At 68.4% G+C, this 18,332-nt stretch carries 15 protein-coding genes; 8 read left to right on the top strand and 7 right to left on the bottom strand.

What is annotated here, in order from left to right; translation table 11 throughout:
• The first annotated feature begins 195 nt into the window (after positions 1 to 195).
• The 3 genes from VFZ09_RS49615 to VFZ09_RS49605 all read left to right on the top strand — a co-directional run bounded on the left by VFZ09_RS49615 (position 196) and on the right by VFZ09_RS49605 (position 2,790).
• Complete coding sequence (locus tag VFZ09_RS49615) at positions 196 to 615, top strand: hypothetical protein (RefSeq protein ID WP_329734879.1); 420 nt, start codon at positions 196 to 198, stop codon at positions 613 to 615.
• 223 nt (positions 616 to 838) lie between these two features.
• Positions 839 to 2,350, top strand: coding sequence for an HNH endonuclease (locus VFZ09_RS49610; protein ID WP_329734878.1), 1,512 nt, complete (start codon positions 839 to 841; stop codon positions 2,348 to 2,350).
• 2 nt (positions 2,351 to 2,352) lie between these two features.
• Positions 2,353 to 2,790: an SMI1/KNR4 family protein gene (locus tag VFZ09_RS49605; protein ID WP_329734877.1), complete on the top strand. Its 438-nt coding sequence runs from the start codon at positions 2,353 to 2,355 to the stop codon at positions 2,788 to 2,790.
• Between the two features lie 18 nt (positions 2,791 to 2,808).
• Here VFZ09_RS49605 and VFZ09_RS49600 read toward each other — a convergent pair whose 3' ends face one another.
• Both VFZ09_RS49600 and VFZ09_RS49595 read right to left on the bottom strand, forming a co-directional pair.
• Complete coding sequence (locus VFZ09_RS49600; protein WP_329734876.1) at positions 2,809 to 3,468, bottom strand: oxidoreductase; 660 nt, start codon at positions 3,466 to 3,468, stop codon at positions 2,809 to 2,811.
• Between the two features lie 359 nt (positions 3,469 to 3,827).
• Positions 3,828 to 4,298, bottom strand: coding sequence for a PaaI family thioesterase (locus tag VFZ09_RS49595; protein ID WP_329734875.1), 471 nt, complete (start codon positions 4,296 to 4,298; stop codon positions 3,828 to 3,830).
• Positions 4,299 to 4,328: 30 nt separating this feature from the next.
• Between VFZ09_RS49595 and VFZ09_RS49590 the strand changes: the two genes are divergently transcribed.
• From VFZ09_RS49590 to VFZ09_RS49580, 3 genes are all read left to right on the top strand, one after another.
• Complete coding sequence (locus tag VFZ09_RS49590; RefSeq protein ID WP_329734874.1) at positions 4,329 to 5,693, top strand: hypothetical protein; 1,365 nt, start codon at positions 4,329 to 4,331, stop codon at positions 5,691 to 5,693.
• A 116-nt stretch (positions 5,694 to 5,809) separates the two neighbouring features.
• Entirely contained in the window at positions 5,810 to 8,164 is a 2,355-nt protein-coding gene (locus VFZ09_RS49585) for an ATP-dependent helicase (RefSeq protein ID WP_329734873.1), read from the top strand.
• 16 nt (positions 8,165 to 8,180) lie between these two features.
• On the top strand, positions 8,181 to 9,260 hold the full coding sequence (locus VFZ09_RS49580; RefSeq protein WP_329734872.1) for a J domain-containing protein: 1,080 nt from the start codon (positions 8,181 to 8,183) through the stop codon (positions 9,258 to 9,260).
• An 8-nt stretch (positions 9,261 to 9,268) separates the two neighbouring features.
• Here the strand turns inward: VFZ09_RS49580 and VFZ09_RS49575 are convergent, their stop codons facing one another.
• On the bottom strand, positions 9,269 to 10,285 hold the full coding sequence (locus VFZ09_RS49575) for an AraC family transcriptional regulator (RefSeq protein WP_329734871.1): 1,017 nt from the start codon (positions 10,283 to 10,285) through the stop codon (positions 9,269 to 9,271).
• A 155-nt stretch (positions 10,286 to 10,440) separates the two neighbouring features.
• Here VFZ09_RS49575 and VFZ09_RS49570 point away from each other — a divergent pair, with 155 nt between their 5' ends.
• A complete protein-coding gene (locus VFZ09_RS49570) occupies positions 10,441 to 11,457 on the top strand; it encodes a hypothetical protein (RefSeq protein WP_329734870.1) in 1,017 nt (338 codons plus the stop codon).
• An 87-nt stretch (positions 11,458 to 11,544) separates the two neighbouring features.
• On the opposite strand, the gene VFZ09_RS49565 is transcribed toward VFZ09_RS49570, so the two are convergent.
• The 4 genes from VFZ09_RS49565 to VFZ09_RS49550 form a co-directional block, all read right to left on the bottom strand.
• Positions 11,545 to 13,812, bottom strand: a complete 2,268-nt coding sequence (locus VFZ09_RS49565) for a CHASE domain-containing sensor histidine kinase (RefSeq protein ID WP_329734869.1) — start codon at positions 13,810 to 13,812, stop codon at positions 11,545 to 11,547.
• A gap of 343 nt (positions 13,813 to 14,155) precedes the next feature.
• Positions 14,156 to 15,064 (bottom strand): DUF3396 domain-containing protein, encoded by a 909-nt coding sequence (locus VFZ09_RS49560; protein ID WP_329734868.1) that lies wholly within the window; start codon positions 15,062 to 15,064, stop codon positions 14,156 to 14,158.
• On the bottom strand, positions 15,057 to 15,863 hold the full coding sequence (locus tag VFZ09_RS49555; RefSeq protein WP_329734867.1) for a hypothetical protein: 807 nt from the start codon (positions 15,861 to 15,863) through the stop codon (positions 15,057 to 15,059). The genes VFZ09_RS49560 and VFZ09_RS49555 overlap by 8 nt, the downstream gene beginning before the upstream one ends.
• Positions 15,864 to 16,013: 150 nt before the next feature.
• The gene (locus tag VFZ09_RS49550; protein ID WP_329734866.1) at positions 16,014 to 17,027 is read right to left on the bottom strand and encodes a PQQ-binding-like beta-propeller repeat protein; all 1,014 of its coding nucleotides are present in this window, start codon (positions 17,025 to 17,027) and stop codon (positions 16,014 to 16,016) included.
• Positions 17,028 to 17,135: 108 nt separating this feature from the next.
• On the opposite strand from VFZ09_RS49550, the gene add reads away from it, so the two are divergent.
• Positions 17,136 to 18,296 (top strand): adenosine deaminase, encoded by a 1,161-nt coding sequence (gene add, locus VFZ09_RS49545; protein ID WP_329734865.1) that lies wholly within the window; start codon positions 17,136 to 17,138, stop codon positions 18,294 to 18,296.
• Positions 18,297 to 18,332 lie beyond the last annotated feature (36 nt).

The following is an 18,332-nucleotide window of genomic DNA, read 5'->3' as shown; positions in this document are numbered from 1 at the left end:
GTGCACCTCACTGCTGTCCTTCCACGGCGCCCTTCTTTCAAGCGCCGTCCGGAGGGATGCCCCCTCTTTGCCTGAGATTGTCTGGACTTGCTCTCCCCCTCTTCAAAACCTCTCCTACGGACTTTGGATCAATCCTGCCCTTGGGGCGCCCTCCATTATGCTGTGTCTCCGTCCCCGCCGCGGAGTGCGGAGCGCGTGGCCAAACGGCTCGCCTCGGTGCTCCGCTTCTGGGACATGCTCCAGGGCCCTCGCTATGCGTTCTGGCCCGGGAAGAAGTACACGCTGGAAGAGTTCATGGAGGATATCTACCGCAAGACCCTGGAGGCATGGTGCCCCGGAGGCCCTGCCTCGGTCCGCGAGCACATGGCCCTGACGGTGGAGCGCATGGCTCGCGCTACCCGAGAGGACTGCCTGGAGGCCGTGATCCGGGTGATGCCTGTCGTGGTGGAGGCGAACACCGATCTCAAACACCGCGAGGTGCTCCGTGATCCGGACTTCCTGCGCGAGCGCCTCTCCGTGCTTCCCCTGGAGAAGTTCGAGTCCATCTCCAGCGCCGACAAATACGCGGTGAACGGGCAGTTATACGCCTGGGACAGGGAGTTGGGGCGTCATTAGCCTCGGCCGAGCTGTTGCACCTGCCCTCTTGGGTGTCCGTGAAGTCCAGGATGGCGTCATTGCCCAGCGCGCACATGGGCTCGGTCCGCTGGTTTCCTCGGGTGCTCGTTCAAGGCATCATCTTCTTTCGATGCCCGCCAGCCGAGATAAACGGAAGATGCCCGATAGGGAGGCCCTTGTATCGGTTCCTCTCCTGACTCGTTCCAGGAGGCCCTCACGTGGAGTGAAGGTCTGGCCTCTGGTCGTGCTCCTGCTGGCCATGGCCTGCGCCACGGATGACGGGCGACGTGTACGTAGAGGTCTCGCGGGGGACGCATCGCCAGTCGCCTCCTGCGAGGTCATCAACACACCGAGGGTCTTTCTGGATGACGGTCAGGGCCGGCTCTTCGCGTTGCCACTGCTGCCTCGCCGTGCCTCCGTGGAGGTGTCTCAAGCCCACTTCGAACTGGCCATGGCCAGACTGGCGGCCGGATTGTCCACTCCCCTGCGTCCCCTGTTGCCCAGGTTGACGCTCTCCTGGGCACCTCCTCTCTCCAACGGTGAGCAAGCCGCTCTCGTCAGTGAGTACCAGAGCTGGTGCACCCGCCGTCCCGGTGACTGCCTTTCCTCGCCCGAGGAGGGGCTCTCCCTGGGCCCTGACGAGAAAGTGGACATGGCCCTTTCCTTTGCCGTGGACGGAGTGTGGGCCGGAGCCCATTCCGCTGTTCAGGGCATCCTGGACCCTGCTCAACTTTACAATGCGGTCATCTCTTCACTGACGGCGTATCTCACGCTCCTGGTCCTGCCCGAGCCTGTCTCGAAAGCCATTGTGATCACCCTCACCGCCTGGATGGTGGCGTATCTGGGAATGGATACGGTCAAGAGTCTGCTCGACGGCTGGCGGCAGATGAGGGCCGATGCGCTGCGGGCACGCTCCTTCGCTCAGCTTCGTGCGGCCGGTGAGCGCTTTGGTGCGTTGATAGGTACACAGACGGCGCGCGTGCTCGTGATGCTGACTACCATGGCGCTCGGTTCCACCAGTCACGCCGCCATGATGCGTCCGCCGGGACCGGGCTTGCCTGCCCTCGCCGAATTGGAAGCTGGAGCCAGCTTCCTGGTTCTCCTCCGGGCACGGGCGATAGCGCTCTCCGAGGCTGGTATCATCGCGTCCTTCGCCCCCAATGCTCTGGCCACGGTGTCCACGGGTGATGGCGGTGGCTCTCGCTACGACGAAGAGGCTTCCCAGGCTGCAGTTCCTCGCGAGAACAAGCACCGGATCCAATCCGTGGAGTCCTGGCGCAAGCCCCGGTTCACCGAAGATGGAAGGATTGTGCCCTACAAGGGGTCGAGGAGTCCTCCAGAGCCCATCACCAACCTGGGCCGCAATCGCGCTGGGCAGTCCGTCACCGACGGGCAGCGGACCATCCGCTTCGACGAGAATGGCTTCCCCGAGTTCAAGACGAAGTTCGAGACCCTTCTGGACGACATCCACATCGGCAGTCGCTCGCGGCCGGGGCACTACAGAGCCGCGAACCAGAAGCTTCTCCAGGCAATCGAGGAGGATCCTTCTCTGGCACGGGAGCTTGGTCTTTCCCGGAGCAGCATCGAGGGCCTTGGGACTTCCGTCCGGGCGCCCGATGGCTACGCATGGCATCACCACCAAGACGTTGGAAGGATGCAACTCGTGCCGGATGGAGACCACTTGCTGGCCAATTCCCATACAGGAGGGATGGCCATCTGGGGGGGAGGCCGTTGACCATGGAGATTCGCTGGAAGCCCTATCTCCGAGACGAGCCTCATCCCATTGACGTCGGTAGGCTCATGCCTGTCGAGCAGGCATGGGGGGTGAGGCTGCCTGAAACCTACAAACAGCTCGTCTGCCGTTACCAGGGTATGGCCCCCGAGCCTTGTGTCTTCGACGTCGGTGGAGCCGAGGATGTCTTCAACGACCTCCTGACCATCACTCCCATCGAGGGGCGGGAGTCGTACTCGGTCATGCGAGTCCACGAGGTGCTCGGGCCCCATCTGCCGCCAGGAATCTTCCCCTTTGGGAGAACCCCCGGCGGCGAGTACCTGTGCTTCGATTTCAGGACTGCTCCTGACTCGCCCAGGGTCGTCCTCGTGACCAGCGAACTGTCCATTCTCTCCGTCGCGAACAGCTTCCAGGCGTTCCTGGAGGGGCTTCATGACGGATGAGAACCGTTGCAGGTCGCCTTACCGGCCGAACTGCTGCAACTCTCCCGACGGAGCCACCTTCACGCCCTGGGACGCCGAGTGCGCCAGGGCGAGCATGGCCCGTGCGACGGTGCGGGCCTCGATGGGACGGCTCGCCAGCGGGCGCAGCAGAGGCGCGAGCATCCGCGAGGCAACGATGGACGCGCGCTCTACTGGACGGCTCTCGGCGCGATCCCCGAGCAGCAGCGAGGGTTGGAGGATGACGAGGGACTCGAAGCCCATTCCCTTGAGGTGTTCCTCCGTCTCGCCCTTCACGCGGTTGTAGAAGACGCGCGAGCGCGCATCCGCGCCGAGCGCCGTCACCACGAGGAAGCGCCGCACACCGGCCTTCTTCGCGGCACTCGCGAAGGCCAGCACGGCGTCATGGTCCACGGCGCGGAAGGCCTCCTGGCCGCCGGCCTTCTTGATGGTGGTGCCCAGGCAGCAGAAGGCGTCCTGTGCGGCGGGCAGGGTCTCCTCCCCGAGCCGGGCGAAGTCCACCGTGTGCTGGACGAGCTTCGGATTCTGCCGGGGCAGCGGCCGGCGGCCCAGGGAGTGCACTTCCCGGTACCGCGGGTCCTCGAGCAGCGCGTCGAGGAGGAGTCCTCCGACGAGCCCGCTCGCGCCAGCCACGAGCGCGGTGCGTGTTTGCGTGTCCATGCGCGGATGCTCAGCACAACCCGCGCGTGGGCGCCAGGGGCACGCCGGGCTATTGCTGGATGGCGCGCGGTGGCTGGGAGAAGTCATTGGCGAGGAAGGCGGCCACCAGGGGCAGCGGCGGCGGATTTTTGCTGAGCGCCAGTCCGCACACGTCGAGGGAGTCGGCCACGGAGAGGCCCCCGGCGCTCCGGTAGCGCCGACTGTCGCACCCCGCCGCGAACTGGTTGCACCAAGGCCACACCCATCGTGTCTTCCCGGGCTTCCACGGGCCCGCCGGGGTCTCGCTGCTGCCCGGTGCCTGGGAAACGTCCCGTGCCGGTGGACATATCGGAGGGGAGGGAAGGGGGGCCCGGGTGGGCTCAGTTGACGGCCGGGCTCTCTCCGGAGGCCCACTTCATCTGGGACACCTTGACCACGCCCTGGCAGCGGGCACACACCTGCCCCTTGTCGTCGTACATCCGGGCGGAGGCGAAGAGGGTGGAGGTGCCGAAGCTGTCGATGGTGGCCTCGGCGCGGATGGCGGTGCCCCGGAGGGGCCGCTCGAAGCTGACGGACAGCTGCACGGTGGCGCAGCGGCGGGTGGGGTCCACCAGGGCGGGGGTGCAGCCGATGGCGTAGTCGAACATGGCGGAGATGATGCCGCCGTTGATGGCATGGGTGCCCAGGCCTCCGAGGTGCTCGGCACGGACCTCGGGCAGGGTGACGACCACCTTGTCACCCCGCGGAAAGCTCAGCCGTAGACCGAGCAGGCGCATGGTCTGACTCTGACTGAACTGTTCGGCGTAGCGATCCAGCTGCTCCTGGGTGGGACGGGCATCGGCGTCGGACATGGGCGCGACTCTACTGGTAGAACGTCGTCCATGCCTCGCCTGCCGCGTCTGCTCGTCCTTGTCCTGCTGGCTGTCTGGGGATGCTCGGAGTCGCGGGGCTGTGCGACGTCCGAGCCCGAGCCCGTCCAGGCCCAGGTGGCCCCGGATGCCGGGACGCCGGAGGCCTCCACTCCGGGTGTGGCTCCTCCCCCGCTGGAAGCACGCTACGCGAAGAAGTGGCTGGTCATCGTCCACTCCTCGTCCACGCCCGGGGAGGGGAGTGGGGTGCTGCAAGCGCTGAAGGCGACGGGGCTGGTCGCGGAGCCCCTGCGGCTGTCCACCAACGCCTTCAAGGAGCTGCGCCCGTGCCTGGAGGTGCTGGTGGCGAAGGTGTTCGACACCCGGGCGGAGGCGGAGGGCTTCCGCGAGCAACTCTCCCAGGCGCGAGTGGTGGCCTACGTGAAGAACGCCGGGCCGCTGGAGCCCGAGCGGGAGCGCAAGGACCTCACCTGCCTGGTCGAGTCCGAGGCCCAAGCGGCCCGGGCCGAGGCGCTGACCCGGCGGACGGTGCCGCGCTTCGTGGAGTCGCATGCCGGGCGCACCTTCATGCTGCTGGGCGAGGCGAGGACGAGCATCGTGCTCGAGCCGGTGGACGTGCGCCGGAGCGTGTGGATGGCCGCTGTCGAGGAGGACCCCATGGGCCTCTTCGTGAAGGGGGAGACGGTGGACGTCTACGGCGCGGCCGGGCTGCTCCAGGCGGGGTGCGCGGTGAAGGGCTTCGCGTGGATCAACCGGGGCGTGCCGCACGCCGGCTACTTCCAGCAGGAGCCGCCTCCCGAGGCACCGGGCTGTGGACGGCCCTGGGCCTTCGCCGAGCTGGACTGCGCGGTGGCTCCGGACGCGGTGGCGTTCGCGCTGCCCGCGGGAACGAAGGCGCCGGTGTTCTTCGCGGCCGGTGAGGGGCCACCCTCGGAGGTGCTGGCGGCCGAGGAGCAGGCGCTCCGGCGCTCCGAGCGTTTCGCCGCGCTGCGCTCCGAGGGCTCCCTCCAGGCGGAGCTGGTGCAGGAGCGGCTGAGCGAGGAGGTGAAGTCCTTCCGCTATGCCTCCGGGAGCACGTCCGCCGTCTTCACGGTGGCGCGCTTCCGCACGGGCGAGGGCAACACGATGTGTGGGGGGGACTACAACCGGCAGGTGACGCGGGCCGTGGTGCTGGAGCCGGGCGGCGGAGGGGCGCGGGCGCTGACGGCGAAGGCGCTGGCGGGCGAGGACGTGGTGGGCGTCCTGGACCTGGAGGGGGACGGGAAGGTGGAGCTGCTGGTGCAGGAGTCCTGGCCCGCGCAGGCGGTGCGGCTGCTGCACGAGGACGGCTCCGAGCTGGCCGGCGCCGTGGTGGAGAACTGCGACTGCGGGTGCTGAGGGCCCTCGGGAAGACTCCCTCGGAGGACGGGCGGGCGAGCCCCTGCGTGGAACGTCCTTCCAGATGGACGGAAACTCGTTAGAAGCAAGGTTTGCCTCTAGAAAAGCACCTTGCCTTGAACGCCGACGAACTCCTCAAAGACCTGAACGATCCCCAGAAGGAAGCAGTCCTGCATGGGGATGGCCCGCTCCTCGTGCTGTCGGGGGCGGGCAGTGGCAAGACGCGCGTCATCACCCGCCGGGTGGCCCACCTGGTCGAGGTGCGCGACGTCTACCCCTGGCGCATCCTGGCCGTCACCTTCACCAACAAGGCCGCCCGCGAGATGCGGGAGCGCCTCGTCCACCTGCTCGGGGGCCGGGCGAACGATCTGGTGGTGAGCACCTTCCACTCCTCGGCGTCCATGATTCTGCGCCGGGTGCTGAGGGATCCCCTGGTGGCGGCGGACAAGTCGCTGGAGACGGTGGTGGGGGGACTCACGCCCTCGTTCGTCATCTACGACGATGGCGATCAGCTCCAGCTCGTCAAGCGCGCCATCCGCGAGGCCCGCGTGGACCCCATCATGCAGCCGCGGGAGATCCTCCACCGCATCGACCAGGAGAAGAACTCGGGCCGCCTCCCGGAGGACATGGAGGTGGAGCTGGAAGACCTGCGTGGGCAGGTGGTGAAGAAGACCTACCCCGTCTACCAGCGGCTGCTGCGCGCGGCGAACGCGGTGGACTTCGGCGATCTGCTGTTGCTGCTGGTGGCGCTCTTCCGCAAGCGCCCGGACGTGGCGGAGCAGTACCGGCGGCGCTTCCAGCACATCCTGGTGGACGAGTTCCAGGACACCAACCCGGTGCAGGCCGAGCTGCTGCGGCTGCTGGCGCCCCCGGAGCGGCGGCCCAACCTGGTGGTGGTGGGCGATGACGACCAGTCCATCTACCGCTGGCGCGGGGCGAGCGTGGACAACATCATCGGCTTCCCGGAGTCATACGCGGGCGCGCGGGTGGTGAAGCTGGAGCAGAACTACCGCTCGGACCAGAACATCCTGGACGCGGCGCACGCGGTCATCGCGCGCAACACGCGGCGCATGCCGAAGAAGCTGTGGAGCGACCGGCCCAAGGGCGAGAACCTGGTGCTGCTGATGAACCGGGACGAGCGCGCCGAGGCCCAGGACGTGGCGCGCCGCATCCACGAGCTGCAGCGCGAGGGCTTCATCAAGTACTCGGGGATGGCGGTCTTCTACCGCACCAACGCGCAGAGCCGCGTGCTGGAAGAGGCGCTGCGGCTGGCGCGGGTGCCGTACACGCTGGTGAGCGGACGGAGCTTCTACGATCGGGCCGAGGTGCGGGACGCGGCGGCCTACTTGAGGCTGATGGTGAATCCGCGCTCGGACGCGGACCTGCTGCGCATCATCAACACGCCGGCGCGAGGCATTGGCGACACGACGGTGGAGCGGCTGCAGGACTGGGCGAACCAGGCGGGGGTGAGCCTGTACGAGGCCACGGCGGCGCCCGAGCGGATTCCGGGGCTCAACACGGCGGCGGTGAAGCGGCTGACGGGGTTCCACGCGGTGGTGTCCTCGCTGCATGCGTGCGCGCAGGAAGCGAAGGACGCGGCGAGCGCGGTGGACCAGATGTTGAAGGAGTCGCGGTTGGTGGAGTCGCTCGTCACGGAGGGCAGTGACGAGTCGCTGACGCGGGCGGAGAACCTGCGCGAGTTCCTGGGCGCGGCGCAGGAGTTCGACCTGAACCGTGCGGCGGCGGCGGTGGCGGCGGCCACGGACGCGAAGCAGCCGGAGCCGGAGGAGGAGGGGCTGGACTCCTCGCCGCTGACGGCGGACGTGCCGGCGCTGAACGCGTTCCTGGAGCAGATCAGCCTGGTGGGCGAGGCGGACGCGGACGTGGGAGAGGGCCGGGTGGCGTTGATGACGCTGCACGCGGCGAAGGGGCTCGAGTTCGACGCGGTGTTCATCACGGGGATGGAGGACGGAGTCTTTCCGCACTCGCGCTCGCTGGCGGCGGATGACCCGGACGGGGAGGAGATGGCCGAGGAGCGGCGGCTCTGCTACGTGGGCTTCACGCGCGCGCGGAAGCGGCTGTTCGTGAGCCTGGCGCAGTGCCGCTCGTTGTTCGGCGAGCTGCGCTACAACCCGCCCTCGCGCTTCCTGCGGGAGGTGCCGCAGTCGCTCTTCGGCTTCGCGGAGCAGGAGCTGGAGACACCCGCGCCGAAGTCCTCGCCGATGATGACGCGCAAGCGGAACTGGGCGGAGGAGGACGATGGACCGCGGATCGACCGGACCTACTCGCAGGCGTCGGACATGGACGGCGTGGGCGGGGACGTGCGCGGGATGCGGGTGCGCCACGAGCAGTTCGGCATGGGGAAGATCATCTCGGCGGACGGCAGCGGACCCAACGCGAAGGTGACGGTGGACTTCGGTGGCTCGGTGGGCCTGAAGCGAGTCATCGCCCGCTTCTTGCTGCCGGGGTGACGCTTATACTGCGCCCATGTCCGCGTGCCCGTGCTGCCTGGAGGTCCTGACGCCCGCCCTGCTGGGCCTGGGGGGCCGGCGGCTCGCGGGCCGCTGCGGGCTCTGTGGGGACGAGGTGTGCCAGCACTGCCTGCGCTCGGGCTCTTGTGCCAGCTGCCTGTGGGATGCGCTCGCGGCTCGCGGCGGGACGCCGTCCTTCCCCGAACCTCCGGGCCGGCGCAGGCGGGCGGCGCAGGCGGCCTGCACGCACCCTCAGGCGGTCCGGTGGATGCGGTGCTGCCCCTCCTGCGGCCTGGAGCTGGAATGGGAGGCCGAGCACGGCAACCCCCTGTGCGACGCGTGCGGAGCGCCCTCGCACGAGGCCTTCAACGCCTGCTGGGCCTGCGGCGAGTCCTTCGAGGAGGAGAACGAAGCCCGGGACTCCGCCGAGGGCTATGCGCTCGACTTCGACTGCCGCTCCCGCAGGTGCGAGGGCAAGGTGGCCTGGCTGATGCCGTACTGCCCCTGGTGTGCCACGGCGCAGCGCTGGCGGCCCTCCCCCGAGGAGGGGGCGCCCGTGTGCGTGGGGTGTGAGGCGAAGCTCGAGCCCACCTGGGCCTTCTGCACCGCGTGCGGCGAGGAGGCTCCGCTGCCCGAGGAGTGCTTCTCGTGCGCGGCCTCGCTCGATCAGGTCGACTGCGCCGCGCGCTGCGAGCACTGCCGCCGGATGGTGTGTGGCGACTGCTTCGGCGACTACTCGGTGAAGGGTGCCAGCCCGGCTGCCCGTGAGCTGTTGCTGTGCACGGCGTGCGCGGAGGAGCTCGGGGCCAGCCCGCTCGTGGAGGAAGAAGCCCCCGAGGCCGAAGCGCCCGAAGCGCCCGAGCCGCCCGCCGCCGCGAGGCCCGCCCCCAGCAGCCCCTGGGAGGTGCTCGGCGTGGCTCCGGGCACGCCCCTGGCCGAGGTGAAGCGGGTCTACCTGGCCCTCATCACCCAGTACCACCCGGACAAGGTGGCGCAGCTGGGGCCGAAGCTCCAGGCGCTGGCCGCGGAGGAGACGCGCAAGCTCAATCAAGCGTGGAGCGAGCTGCGCCAGCGCGGAGACCGGGGGTCCGCGTAGGGCCCTGGCTACCCGTGCCGCTCGCGGTACTCGCCCACGGTGGTGCCCGTCCAACGCCGGAACGCGCGCACGAAGCTGGCCCGCTCGTTGTAGCCGAGCAGGAACGCCAGCTCCCCGACGCTGCGGTGCGCCGCCGAGGAGAGCGCCAGCTCCTTGCGCACGTGCTCGACGAGCTCGCGGAAGGAGCTCCCGTGCTCCACCAGGCGCCGTTGGAGTGTCCTCGGGCTCAGCCCCAGGGCACACGCCACCCGCGGCAGCAGGGATTGCGAGTGCGTCAGGTTCTCGCGGATCCGCGCCGACACCGTGGCCAGGAAGTCCGGCGCTTCTTCCGAGGCGCTCGCCATGAGCCGGTGCGCGTGCCCGTCCAGCACCTGGAGCAGCTCCGGGTTGAACGTCATCTGCGGCAGGGCCATCTGCTCGGCGCGAACCACCAGGGTGTTCTCTCCCGCGTCGAAGCGCAGCAGCGTCCTGCCAAAGTAGTCCTGGAGCCTGCTCACGTCCGCCGGGCGCGGGTGCGCGAAGCTCACCTCGAGCGGCTCGAGGTGCACCCCGGTGAACTCCCGCGCATGCCGGAGGATGGCGGCCGTGACGAAGTCGTTGCCGTGCTGCCCCAGGCCGAGCGGCTCGCCCTCTATCCACTGGCGCAGCGCGAACGCATCCCCGCGCTGCTCCAGCCGGGCCTCCAGCTCCTCGCTGAGCAGCCGCAGGTAGCGCACGAATCGCGCCGCGGCCTCCTCCAGGTTGGGCGCCGAGGCGGCACTCATCTCGAAGACGCCCAGGTAGCCGCGCGGCAGCCGGGTGGCCAGGTGGAATCCGAGCGCCGGGTCCCGCGCGGCCTCCGCGCAGGCCGCGAGGAACTCCCGGTACCTCGGCAGGGGCATGGTCCACTCGTGCTCCGTCATCACGCCGCGCGGCAGCTCGAAGTCCCGCAGCAGCGCCTCCACCCCACCGCCCGCCTGCACGACCCTCAGCAACGCGGCACGTACGAGCGAGGAGCGATGTCTCCGCTCTCGACGCATTCCCATCGTGTCCCTCTGTGACCGCGAGGCTACCACCCGGCTCTGTCGCGAAATGACACGCCCTGGCGTGAAGTGACACCTCCTCCCCGGGAATCCCCGCATCGTATGACTTCCGGGTCTCGACACGGGACCGCTCCCGCGGTCCACGAAAGGAGCCTCACATGAAGATGGGTCTGCGAATCCTGGGTGCCACGGCCTTGCTGAGCGCGGGTTGCGCCGCGGAGGACATGCCGGCGGAGCTGGCCCGGCGGAGCGCTCCACTCACCTATGCGTCGACGGCCACGGAGTGCCCCAACTCCGTCTATGGCCCCATCACCGTGACCGTCCACCACAACGGCGCGTACACCCGCGGGGCGGGCGTCTGCGAGCTCTTCGATGGGAACTTCAGCGTCAGCGAGTTCGCGCTCATCGCCGAGAACAGCACGGCGCGCCTGAAGATCGACCTCCAGTTCCCCGGCAAGCGGACGCTCTCCGGGGTGCGCACCCAGGTGGGGGGATACTCGGACCTGCCGGCGGCCTACTCCTACCGGGTGGGCGCGTTCTGCGACCAGGAGGCCGTCGATTTCCCGCAGTACCTCAGCTACACGGACAAGAATGTGTCCCTGGGCTTCCCCGCGCCGTGCACCACGGACCGCATCAGCATCGGGTTCTCGCGGGATCACGCCGATGGGATGGAGCACATCACCGAGATCCAGCCCGTCTTCCTGGACGGCACCGCACCGGTCTCGGGCGACCCCATCGCCCTGCTGGAGCATGAGGCCGTGCAGCGCTGCGCGCCCTCGGAGCGGCTGAGCGCGGCGGACATCCTGTCGTCCAGCGGCGCGATCATCGGCCGGATCCAGCTCTGGCGCGCCCTGTGCCAGCAGCCGGCGACGAACCAGAGCGTGTCTGTCTATTACGCGCGCAGCAGCACCACGGTGGGCGCGCCGGTGGACATGGATGTCATGAGCGCCTACGTCCAGCTCACGGGCAGCACGGGCAGCCCGTACAAGACGGGCCCGAGCATCGTCACCCTCCAGAACCCGCCGAGCAGCATCCTCAAGAGCAACGTGTGGGTGCACACCCCGGATCAGACCGCGGTGAAGGTGGCCGCGTGCGCCCGCTTCTACCCGAGCAACGCCGCCCTGGAGACCGCCCCGAGTGCCTCCGGCTGCACGGCGAGCTACGTGCTGCCGTAGCCTCCCGGCGATGTCTTCACCTGGGCCTGGTGTGGAGGCAGGCGCCGGGCGTTTTCGGGCTGATCAGGTCCCCGAAAGCCAGGAGGCTCATGGCGGGGGAGGCGCGTCCGCCTCGGGCGGGTGACGTCCCAACTCCTCCCCCGCGGGGGCACAGGGCAGCCTCACGGTGAAGCGCGTCTCGCCGGGTTGGCTCTCCACCTGGATGGTGCCTCCGTGCAACTCCACGATCTGCCGCGAGATGTACAACCCGAGACCGAGGCCTGTGTATTGTTGATCGGAGACCGCGCGCTCGAAGCGGTCGAACACCCTGGGCAGCCGCGCGGGAGGGATTCCGATGCCATGGTCCACCACCTCCAGCACCGCCCAGTCCCCATCGCGGTGGACGGAGATGTCGATCGGCAGCCCCGCCCCATACTTGATGGCGTTGTCCAGCAGGTTGGTGACGACCTGCTCGAGCCGCATGCCGTCCCAGGAGCCCGTCAGATTCGCGCCGGCGCTGAGCCGCAGCTGGCTCCCGCTTCGCAGGGCCTCCGGCTCCAGCCGCTCCGAGACCTCGCGCACCAGCTCGCCCAGGTCCGTCTCCGTCCTTTCGATCCGGAACCGCCCCCCGGTGATGCGCGCCATGTCCATCAGCTCTGAAATCAACCGGGCAAGCCGCTGCACCCCAGCGCGCCCGCCCTGGATGGTGGCGAGCAGCCGCTCGGGAGGCGCCCCCGAGCGGGCCATGGACTCGAGCATCTGCAGCCGCAACGAGAGGCCATTGAGGGGCGACTTCAGCTCGTGCGAGGCGATGGACATGAACTCCTCGCGCGCCCGGACCGAGTCCTGTGATGCGCGGTAGAGGCGCGCGTTGTCCAGCGCCACGGACGCCTGCGCCGCGAGGCCTTCCACCCATTGCACGTGCTCCGGCCGGAAGTGCCCGGGCCTGGTGTGCGCGAACAGCAGTGCGCCCATGGTCTCCCCATTGCGCCCGCGCACCGGGACGCCCAGACAGCTGACCACGGGCCATGCACCCTTCCAGCCATTCCCTTTCCCGCCGAGCAAGGGCTCCGCCCGGAGATCCTCCTCGCGCACGCGCTCGCCCTGGAAGATCCGCTCCACCCACGGCATCACCACGGCCGACGTGAGCGCGGCGGCGGCTTCACGGGGAACGGCCGCCAGCGCCTCCACGCCTCGTGCATCCGGACACTGTCTCACCAGGTAGGCGCCCGCCTCCGCCCGGGTGAGCAGGGTGCCCTCCTCGGTCATCCGCTGAAGGATGGTCTGCGTGTCGAGCCGGGAGGCAAGCACCAGGCCCACGCGGGCGAGGCCTTCCGCGGCGGCCCGCTGCCGTTGCGCGAACTCCAGCGCCCTGGCCTCGGAAAACGAGAGGCCCGAACAGACGAAGGTGATGAAGACACCTCCCACGAGCACCAGGACGGGAAGCCAGCCGAGCCAGCCCTCGGGGTACGAAGGGGAGAGGCCGCGGACCACCACCGTCCACGTGCGCCCGGCCACCCTGAGCTCCTGGACCTCGGTGAAGCCGCGAGCTCCGAGCCCGGGAGTGGACGAGCGCTCATCGAAGAGAAGGTTCCGCTCCTGCGGCGCCCCATCGTAGATCGCCACCGCCACCTTCGGGTCATCCGCCTCGAGGTCGAAGGCCTCACCGAAGAGACTCTCGAAGAGATCCTGGGCGCGAAAGGCGCTGTAGATGAAGCCGCTCAGCTTCTGGCGCCGCTCCTCGACCGTCGCGGGCGTGATCCCTCCCTCATAGACCGGTACGTAGATGAGGAAGCCCGGCTGACGAGGCCCTTCGATCTCCTGCACCAGGCTCACCCTGCCGGACATCGCGGCTTGTCCGGTGTCACGCGCGCGCTCCATGGCGGCCCGGCGTGTGGGCTCGGAGAACATGTCGTAGCCCAGCGCGGCACGATTCCGGACGTTCATCGGTTCGAGGAAGAAGATGGTGTGGTACTCGTCTCGCGGACCGGCGGGCCAGATGTGGAAGTCCTCGATTCCACCGCGGCGGGCCAGCTCCTCCACGTGCGCGACCTGCCCCGGAGGCACCCGGAGCGAGTAGCCAATCCCCTGAATCCCCGGGTCCGCCTGGCCCAGGAGCTGGGTGACGACCCCTCGAAAGGTCTCCCGGCTGATGTTGCTCACCCCGGAAATCAGCCCTTCGCCGGAGTCGAGGAGATGGATGAAGGAGTCCATGCGCATGGCGATGCGGATGCGCGCGGCTTTCGCCTGATTGTGGAATTGATTGAGCTCCTGCCTGTGGAGGAGCCACAGGGTGGCCATCGCGGCCACGAGGGTCGCGGCGAGCGAGAGGCCGAGGACGATCCACGGTACCCGGAAGTAGCGCGGGCGGGACATACAAGGAGATGCATCCAGGGAGTTCCGCTGGCAATGGGATTGCCCCGGCGTCTTGGACTGGCGGTCAGGGACTCCCCCGTTGCGGCCCACCGGCAAGCGTTCGAGCGCGGTGCCAACACGCTGGTCCTTGGGAAGGCCTCGCTGGCCCCACCCGGGGGATGGGTCTCGAGGTGGGCCTCCCGGAAGCCGGGAAGGGGGAACGGGCCATGGCTCTACGACGGACGTCGTCCCGTAGCCCTGAGTGCGCGGGAGTCGAGTCCCTGCCTGCGGAGGGTGTGCATCATTTCCCCGCTCGCCGGCTCAGTGAGCAGTGGCGTCTCCAGCCTCCCCGTGGAGCCGTGAGTCAATCCAGGAACCGGCGCTCCCAGCGGCGCGTGTCCTCCATGCTCTGGACGGCATGGAGCTTCGGCTCATGGTAGAGCCAGGGTTCCAGCACGCGCGCCAGTTCGCGGTAGGCGGGCAGGACATTTCCCTGCTCGGTGTCGCCCGCCTCGGGCCAGGGGCCCAGGGAGACAACGGCCCTATCCCCCTCCAACTCCTGGACGGTGGTTTCCGGATGGCGCAACCGGGCGCGCAGCCTGGATACGCCGCCCAATTCTCCCAGCACGGGCTGCCCGAGGAAGGTCAGCCAGGAAGGACCCCGCACCTGGGTTCCGATGTGTAACGAGACCCAACTCATGTCGGGAACATCCATGCCCGGGTAGTGGAAGCGCAGCTTGGGAGTGTCTCCCTGCATCTGTTCCAGCCTGGTCGCGCTGTTGAAGGAGAGCCCTGTGTAGCCAGTGCAAAAGGGCAGGGGCGCGGCCATCTCCATCGCGAGTTCGCGTATCCGCTCAGGGCCATGCTCCTCGAGGTATTCGGTAGGTAGCCAGAAGGAGACAGCGGAGACCGCGCCCGGTTTGCTCTCGAGGGACGGACTCTCCAGGAGCCTGCCGCGATAGATGAACCGATAGCTCTGCTGGTCGTTCCCCGCCCCCGAAAGGTCAACCATGGCCATGCGAGGGTGTTGCAGGGTGCCATGGATGAGTGCCCAGCCCGCATCATCAAGCGATTGGTGGTCACCTTCCTCGTCCGCGTACATCGAGAGCGCGGAGGGGCCAACCGCACGAAGGTACGTCTCGAGCGAACGACGAACACCTTGCGAGATTTCCGCGTGGGAATGGCGCATGAAGAACGTCACGGCCAGGCCATCCCTGATCAGCAGGTACCCGCTCTCGGTATGAATTCGTATCCGAGGGTAGCTCTCAGCCACGGACAACTCCAAGCCGGGGAAGGATTCGAGCGACGAGACGGGCGATGAAATTCTGGTACATCTCCCCCTGGCTGAACCCCGCGAACGGATGTCCATCGGGGTATTGATGCCACTCAGGTACCGATTCGGAGTTCACACAGGGAAACTTGAAGTCATAGACGGCGAGTGCATGGAGTGGGTCGCCCTCGTGGATGACCACATCGGGCTTCAGCGTCCCTTTCAACTCTCCGCCATTGCCGGATTCTTCGAGCGCTTGCTCTTCTTCGGCGCTGACCAGTTCCTTCTCTCCTGTCTCCATGTCAGGGCGGTAGCGCTGTTCCAGGCTGAATCTTCCTGGCCGCATCTTGCCCAGAGCCTCTTCGGCACAGCTCCGGGCGACTTCATGCATTTCGATGCCGAGCCGCATGGCCCAGGTGACGCGCCTGCCTTGGGCCTTTGTTTCTTGCTTGCACTCGCTAGCGTCCGGCGCGGGGCCCTTGAATTGCTTCGGATACCGGAGGAGCACTTCGGAGCGAGCCAGGTCGGCGCACTTCTTCAACTCCTCCTCAATGGAATTCCTTGTCGTCTCGTCGATCACCACCTTCAGCACAGCCGTGGTGGAGGCCATCTCCTTGCCGTAAAGCGCGATGCAGGCGGAGAGACTGTTGCGACAGGTGGCCGAAGGGGAGTCGATGCCCACGGGCGTGTTGCTGTAGCCGTAGGCGCCCGGTCTGCCGCTGGACGCGGTGGTGACACACGCGCACTGCGCAACGAGCACGGCCAGGGCCAACACGTTCAGGACAACGGGACGGGTGAGCACGCGGCACCTCGCAGTTCGAATGGCGGCCTCTATCGCGGCTCAGTGGTAGACGTCTACCAGTGATGTGGGGCGAAATGCTACATCACTGGTAGACGTCTACCACCGAAGTCCACTCCAGGCCGTTTCCCTCCGCCGAGAGGAGGCCGTGTCTCACGGCTTCGGCGGCTGGAGCCGCCACGAGAGCACCCGCCCGTCCTGTCCCAGCACGAAGAGCTGATCCCCGAGCACCACGGGCCGCGTCAGCAGCGGCGTATCCAGCCGCAAGGTGAACACGGGAGGCCCCTCGCGAGGCTTGATCGCGAGCAACCAGCCCTGGCTGTCGCGAGTGGGCACCAGCACCCACTCGCGGAACTCGATCACCTGCGTCACGAGGGGCGCGGGCAGGGCCAGCCGGATGGACTCGCGCCCGTCCTGGGGCGACAGGGCCAGCAGCAGCTTGTCCTCCGTGCCCACCCAGACCTGACCCTGGGCCCAGGCCGGGGGACTCGAGAGCGCGGAGGCGGGCGTCTGCCGCCAGCGCACCTGTCCATTGGCCAGCCCGAGCGCGAGCACCTCGCCCTTCCGGGTGGAGACGTACAGCACCTCTCCCTGGGCCTCCATTCCGAGCACCCGGGCCAGTGGCTGGCGCCAGCGCACGGTGCCGTCCTGGGGTGACAGCGCGAACAGCCCCGCGTCCCCGAGCACCACCACCACCAGCCCCCCGGCGAGCACGGGCGCGGGCTGGGGCCGGGTGGCATCGGTGCGGGGGACACCCGACGGCAGGAGCCGGCGCCAGCGCACCTCGCCCGAGTCCACGGCGAGTGCTCGCACCGACCCATCCGGGGCCACGACGTAGACGGAGCCGGAGTCCGCGACGAGCGGCGTGAGCACGGGTGGCTGCCCGGTGAGGCGCCAGCGCTCCGAGCCATCGGCGAGCGCGAGGCTGACGAGAGTCCCGCCAACCGTTCCCACGATGACACTTTCCCCCGCCACCGCCGGACGCGCCGCCACCTCCCGGCCCAGCTCCGCGCGCCAGAGGGCCGTCCCCTGGCGGTCCAACCGGAGGAACCGGCCGGCCTCGTTGCCCACCAGGACACCGTCCTCCAGGGACACCAGCCCCGCACGGGACGGCGCATCAGAGGAGAAGGTGAAGAGCTTGCCGGTGGGCTGCCGGCAGGCAGCCATGAGCGCCGCCATGGCGAGCAGTAAGAGGAGGCGCTGATGGCGGAGTGGCGGCATGGTTGAGGGAGGATCTTCAGGACCCTAGGATGGTTGGCAAGGAAGGAACCCGACATGGCTTCGATTCGCGACGACGAGCTCCCCAGCTCGACTGGTATTCCCTCATCCGCCCGCCGGGCCGACTGGGCCCCGCCCCCGGCCATTCCCGTCACCCTGGAGCTGCTCCACGCGCTCCCCAAGACGGACCTGCACTGCCACCTCGACGGCTCCATGCGTCTCAAGACGATCCTCGAGCTGGCCGAGCAGCAGAAGGTCAAGCTGCCCGCGGACACCGAGGACGGCCTGGCCAAGGCCATCCACATGGGCGAGGTGTGCAAGAACCTCGAGGACTACCTCGTGGCCTTCGACGTGACGCTCTCGGTGCTGCAGACGGCCGAGGCCCTCTACCGCTCGGCCTATGAGCTGGCGGTGGACGCGGCGGCCGAGAACGTGCGCTACCTCGAGGTGCGCTACTCCCCGGCCCTGCACCTGCAGAAGGGCCTGAAGATGACCACCGTCATCGACTCGGTGCTCGAGGGCCTCCGGGTGGCCAAGCGCGAGACGGGCATCAAATACGGCGTCATCATCTGCGGCATCCGCCACATCAACCCGCAGACGTCCATGCGGCTGGCGGAGCTGTCGGTGGCCTACAAGAACCGGGGCGTCATCGGCTTCGACCTGGCGGGCGCCGAGGCGAACTTCCCGGCCAAGGATCACAAGGACGCCTTCCAGCTCATCCTCAAGAACAACGTCAACTGCACGGCGCACGCGGGCGAGGCCTTCGGGCCCGAGTCCATCTCCCAGGCCATCCACTACCTGGGCGCGCACCGCATCGGCCACGGCACGCGGCTGCGCGAGGATGGAGACCTGCTCAACTACGTGAATGATCACCGCATCCCCCTGGAGGTGTGCCCCACCTCCAACGTGCAGACGGGCGCGGTGCCCAGCCTGGATGCGCACCCGCTCAAGTTCTACTTCGACTACGGCCTGCGCGTGACGATCAACACCGACAACCGCCTCATCACCGACACCACGGTGACGAAGGAGCTGTGGGTGGCGCACAAGGAGCTGGGGCTGTCGCTGGAGGACCTGACCACCATCCTCGTGTCCGGCTTCAAGAGCGCCTTCCTGCCGTTCCGCGAGAAGCAGGATCTGCTGCGCCAGGTGAACCAGGAGATCGCCCAGACGCTGGCGGCCTTCGAGAAGCGGCCGCACGCGGTGAAGCAGCCGGCCTGAGCCGGGAGGGACGCCATGGACCTGGGGGCCGGGTAC

It is taken from the genome of Archangium sp. (genome assembly GCF_036277355.1).
GTDB lineage: Bacteria > Myxococcota > Myxococcia > Myxococcales > Myxococcaceae > Archangium.
The sequence above is the reverse complement of the archived record's forward strand: the minus strand, read 5'-3'. Positions and strand labels throughout refer to the sequence as shown.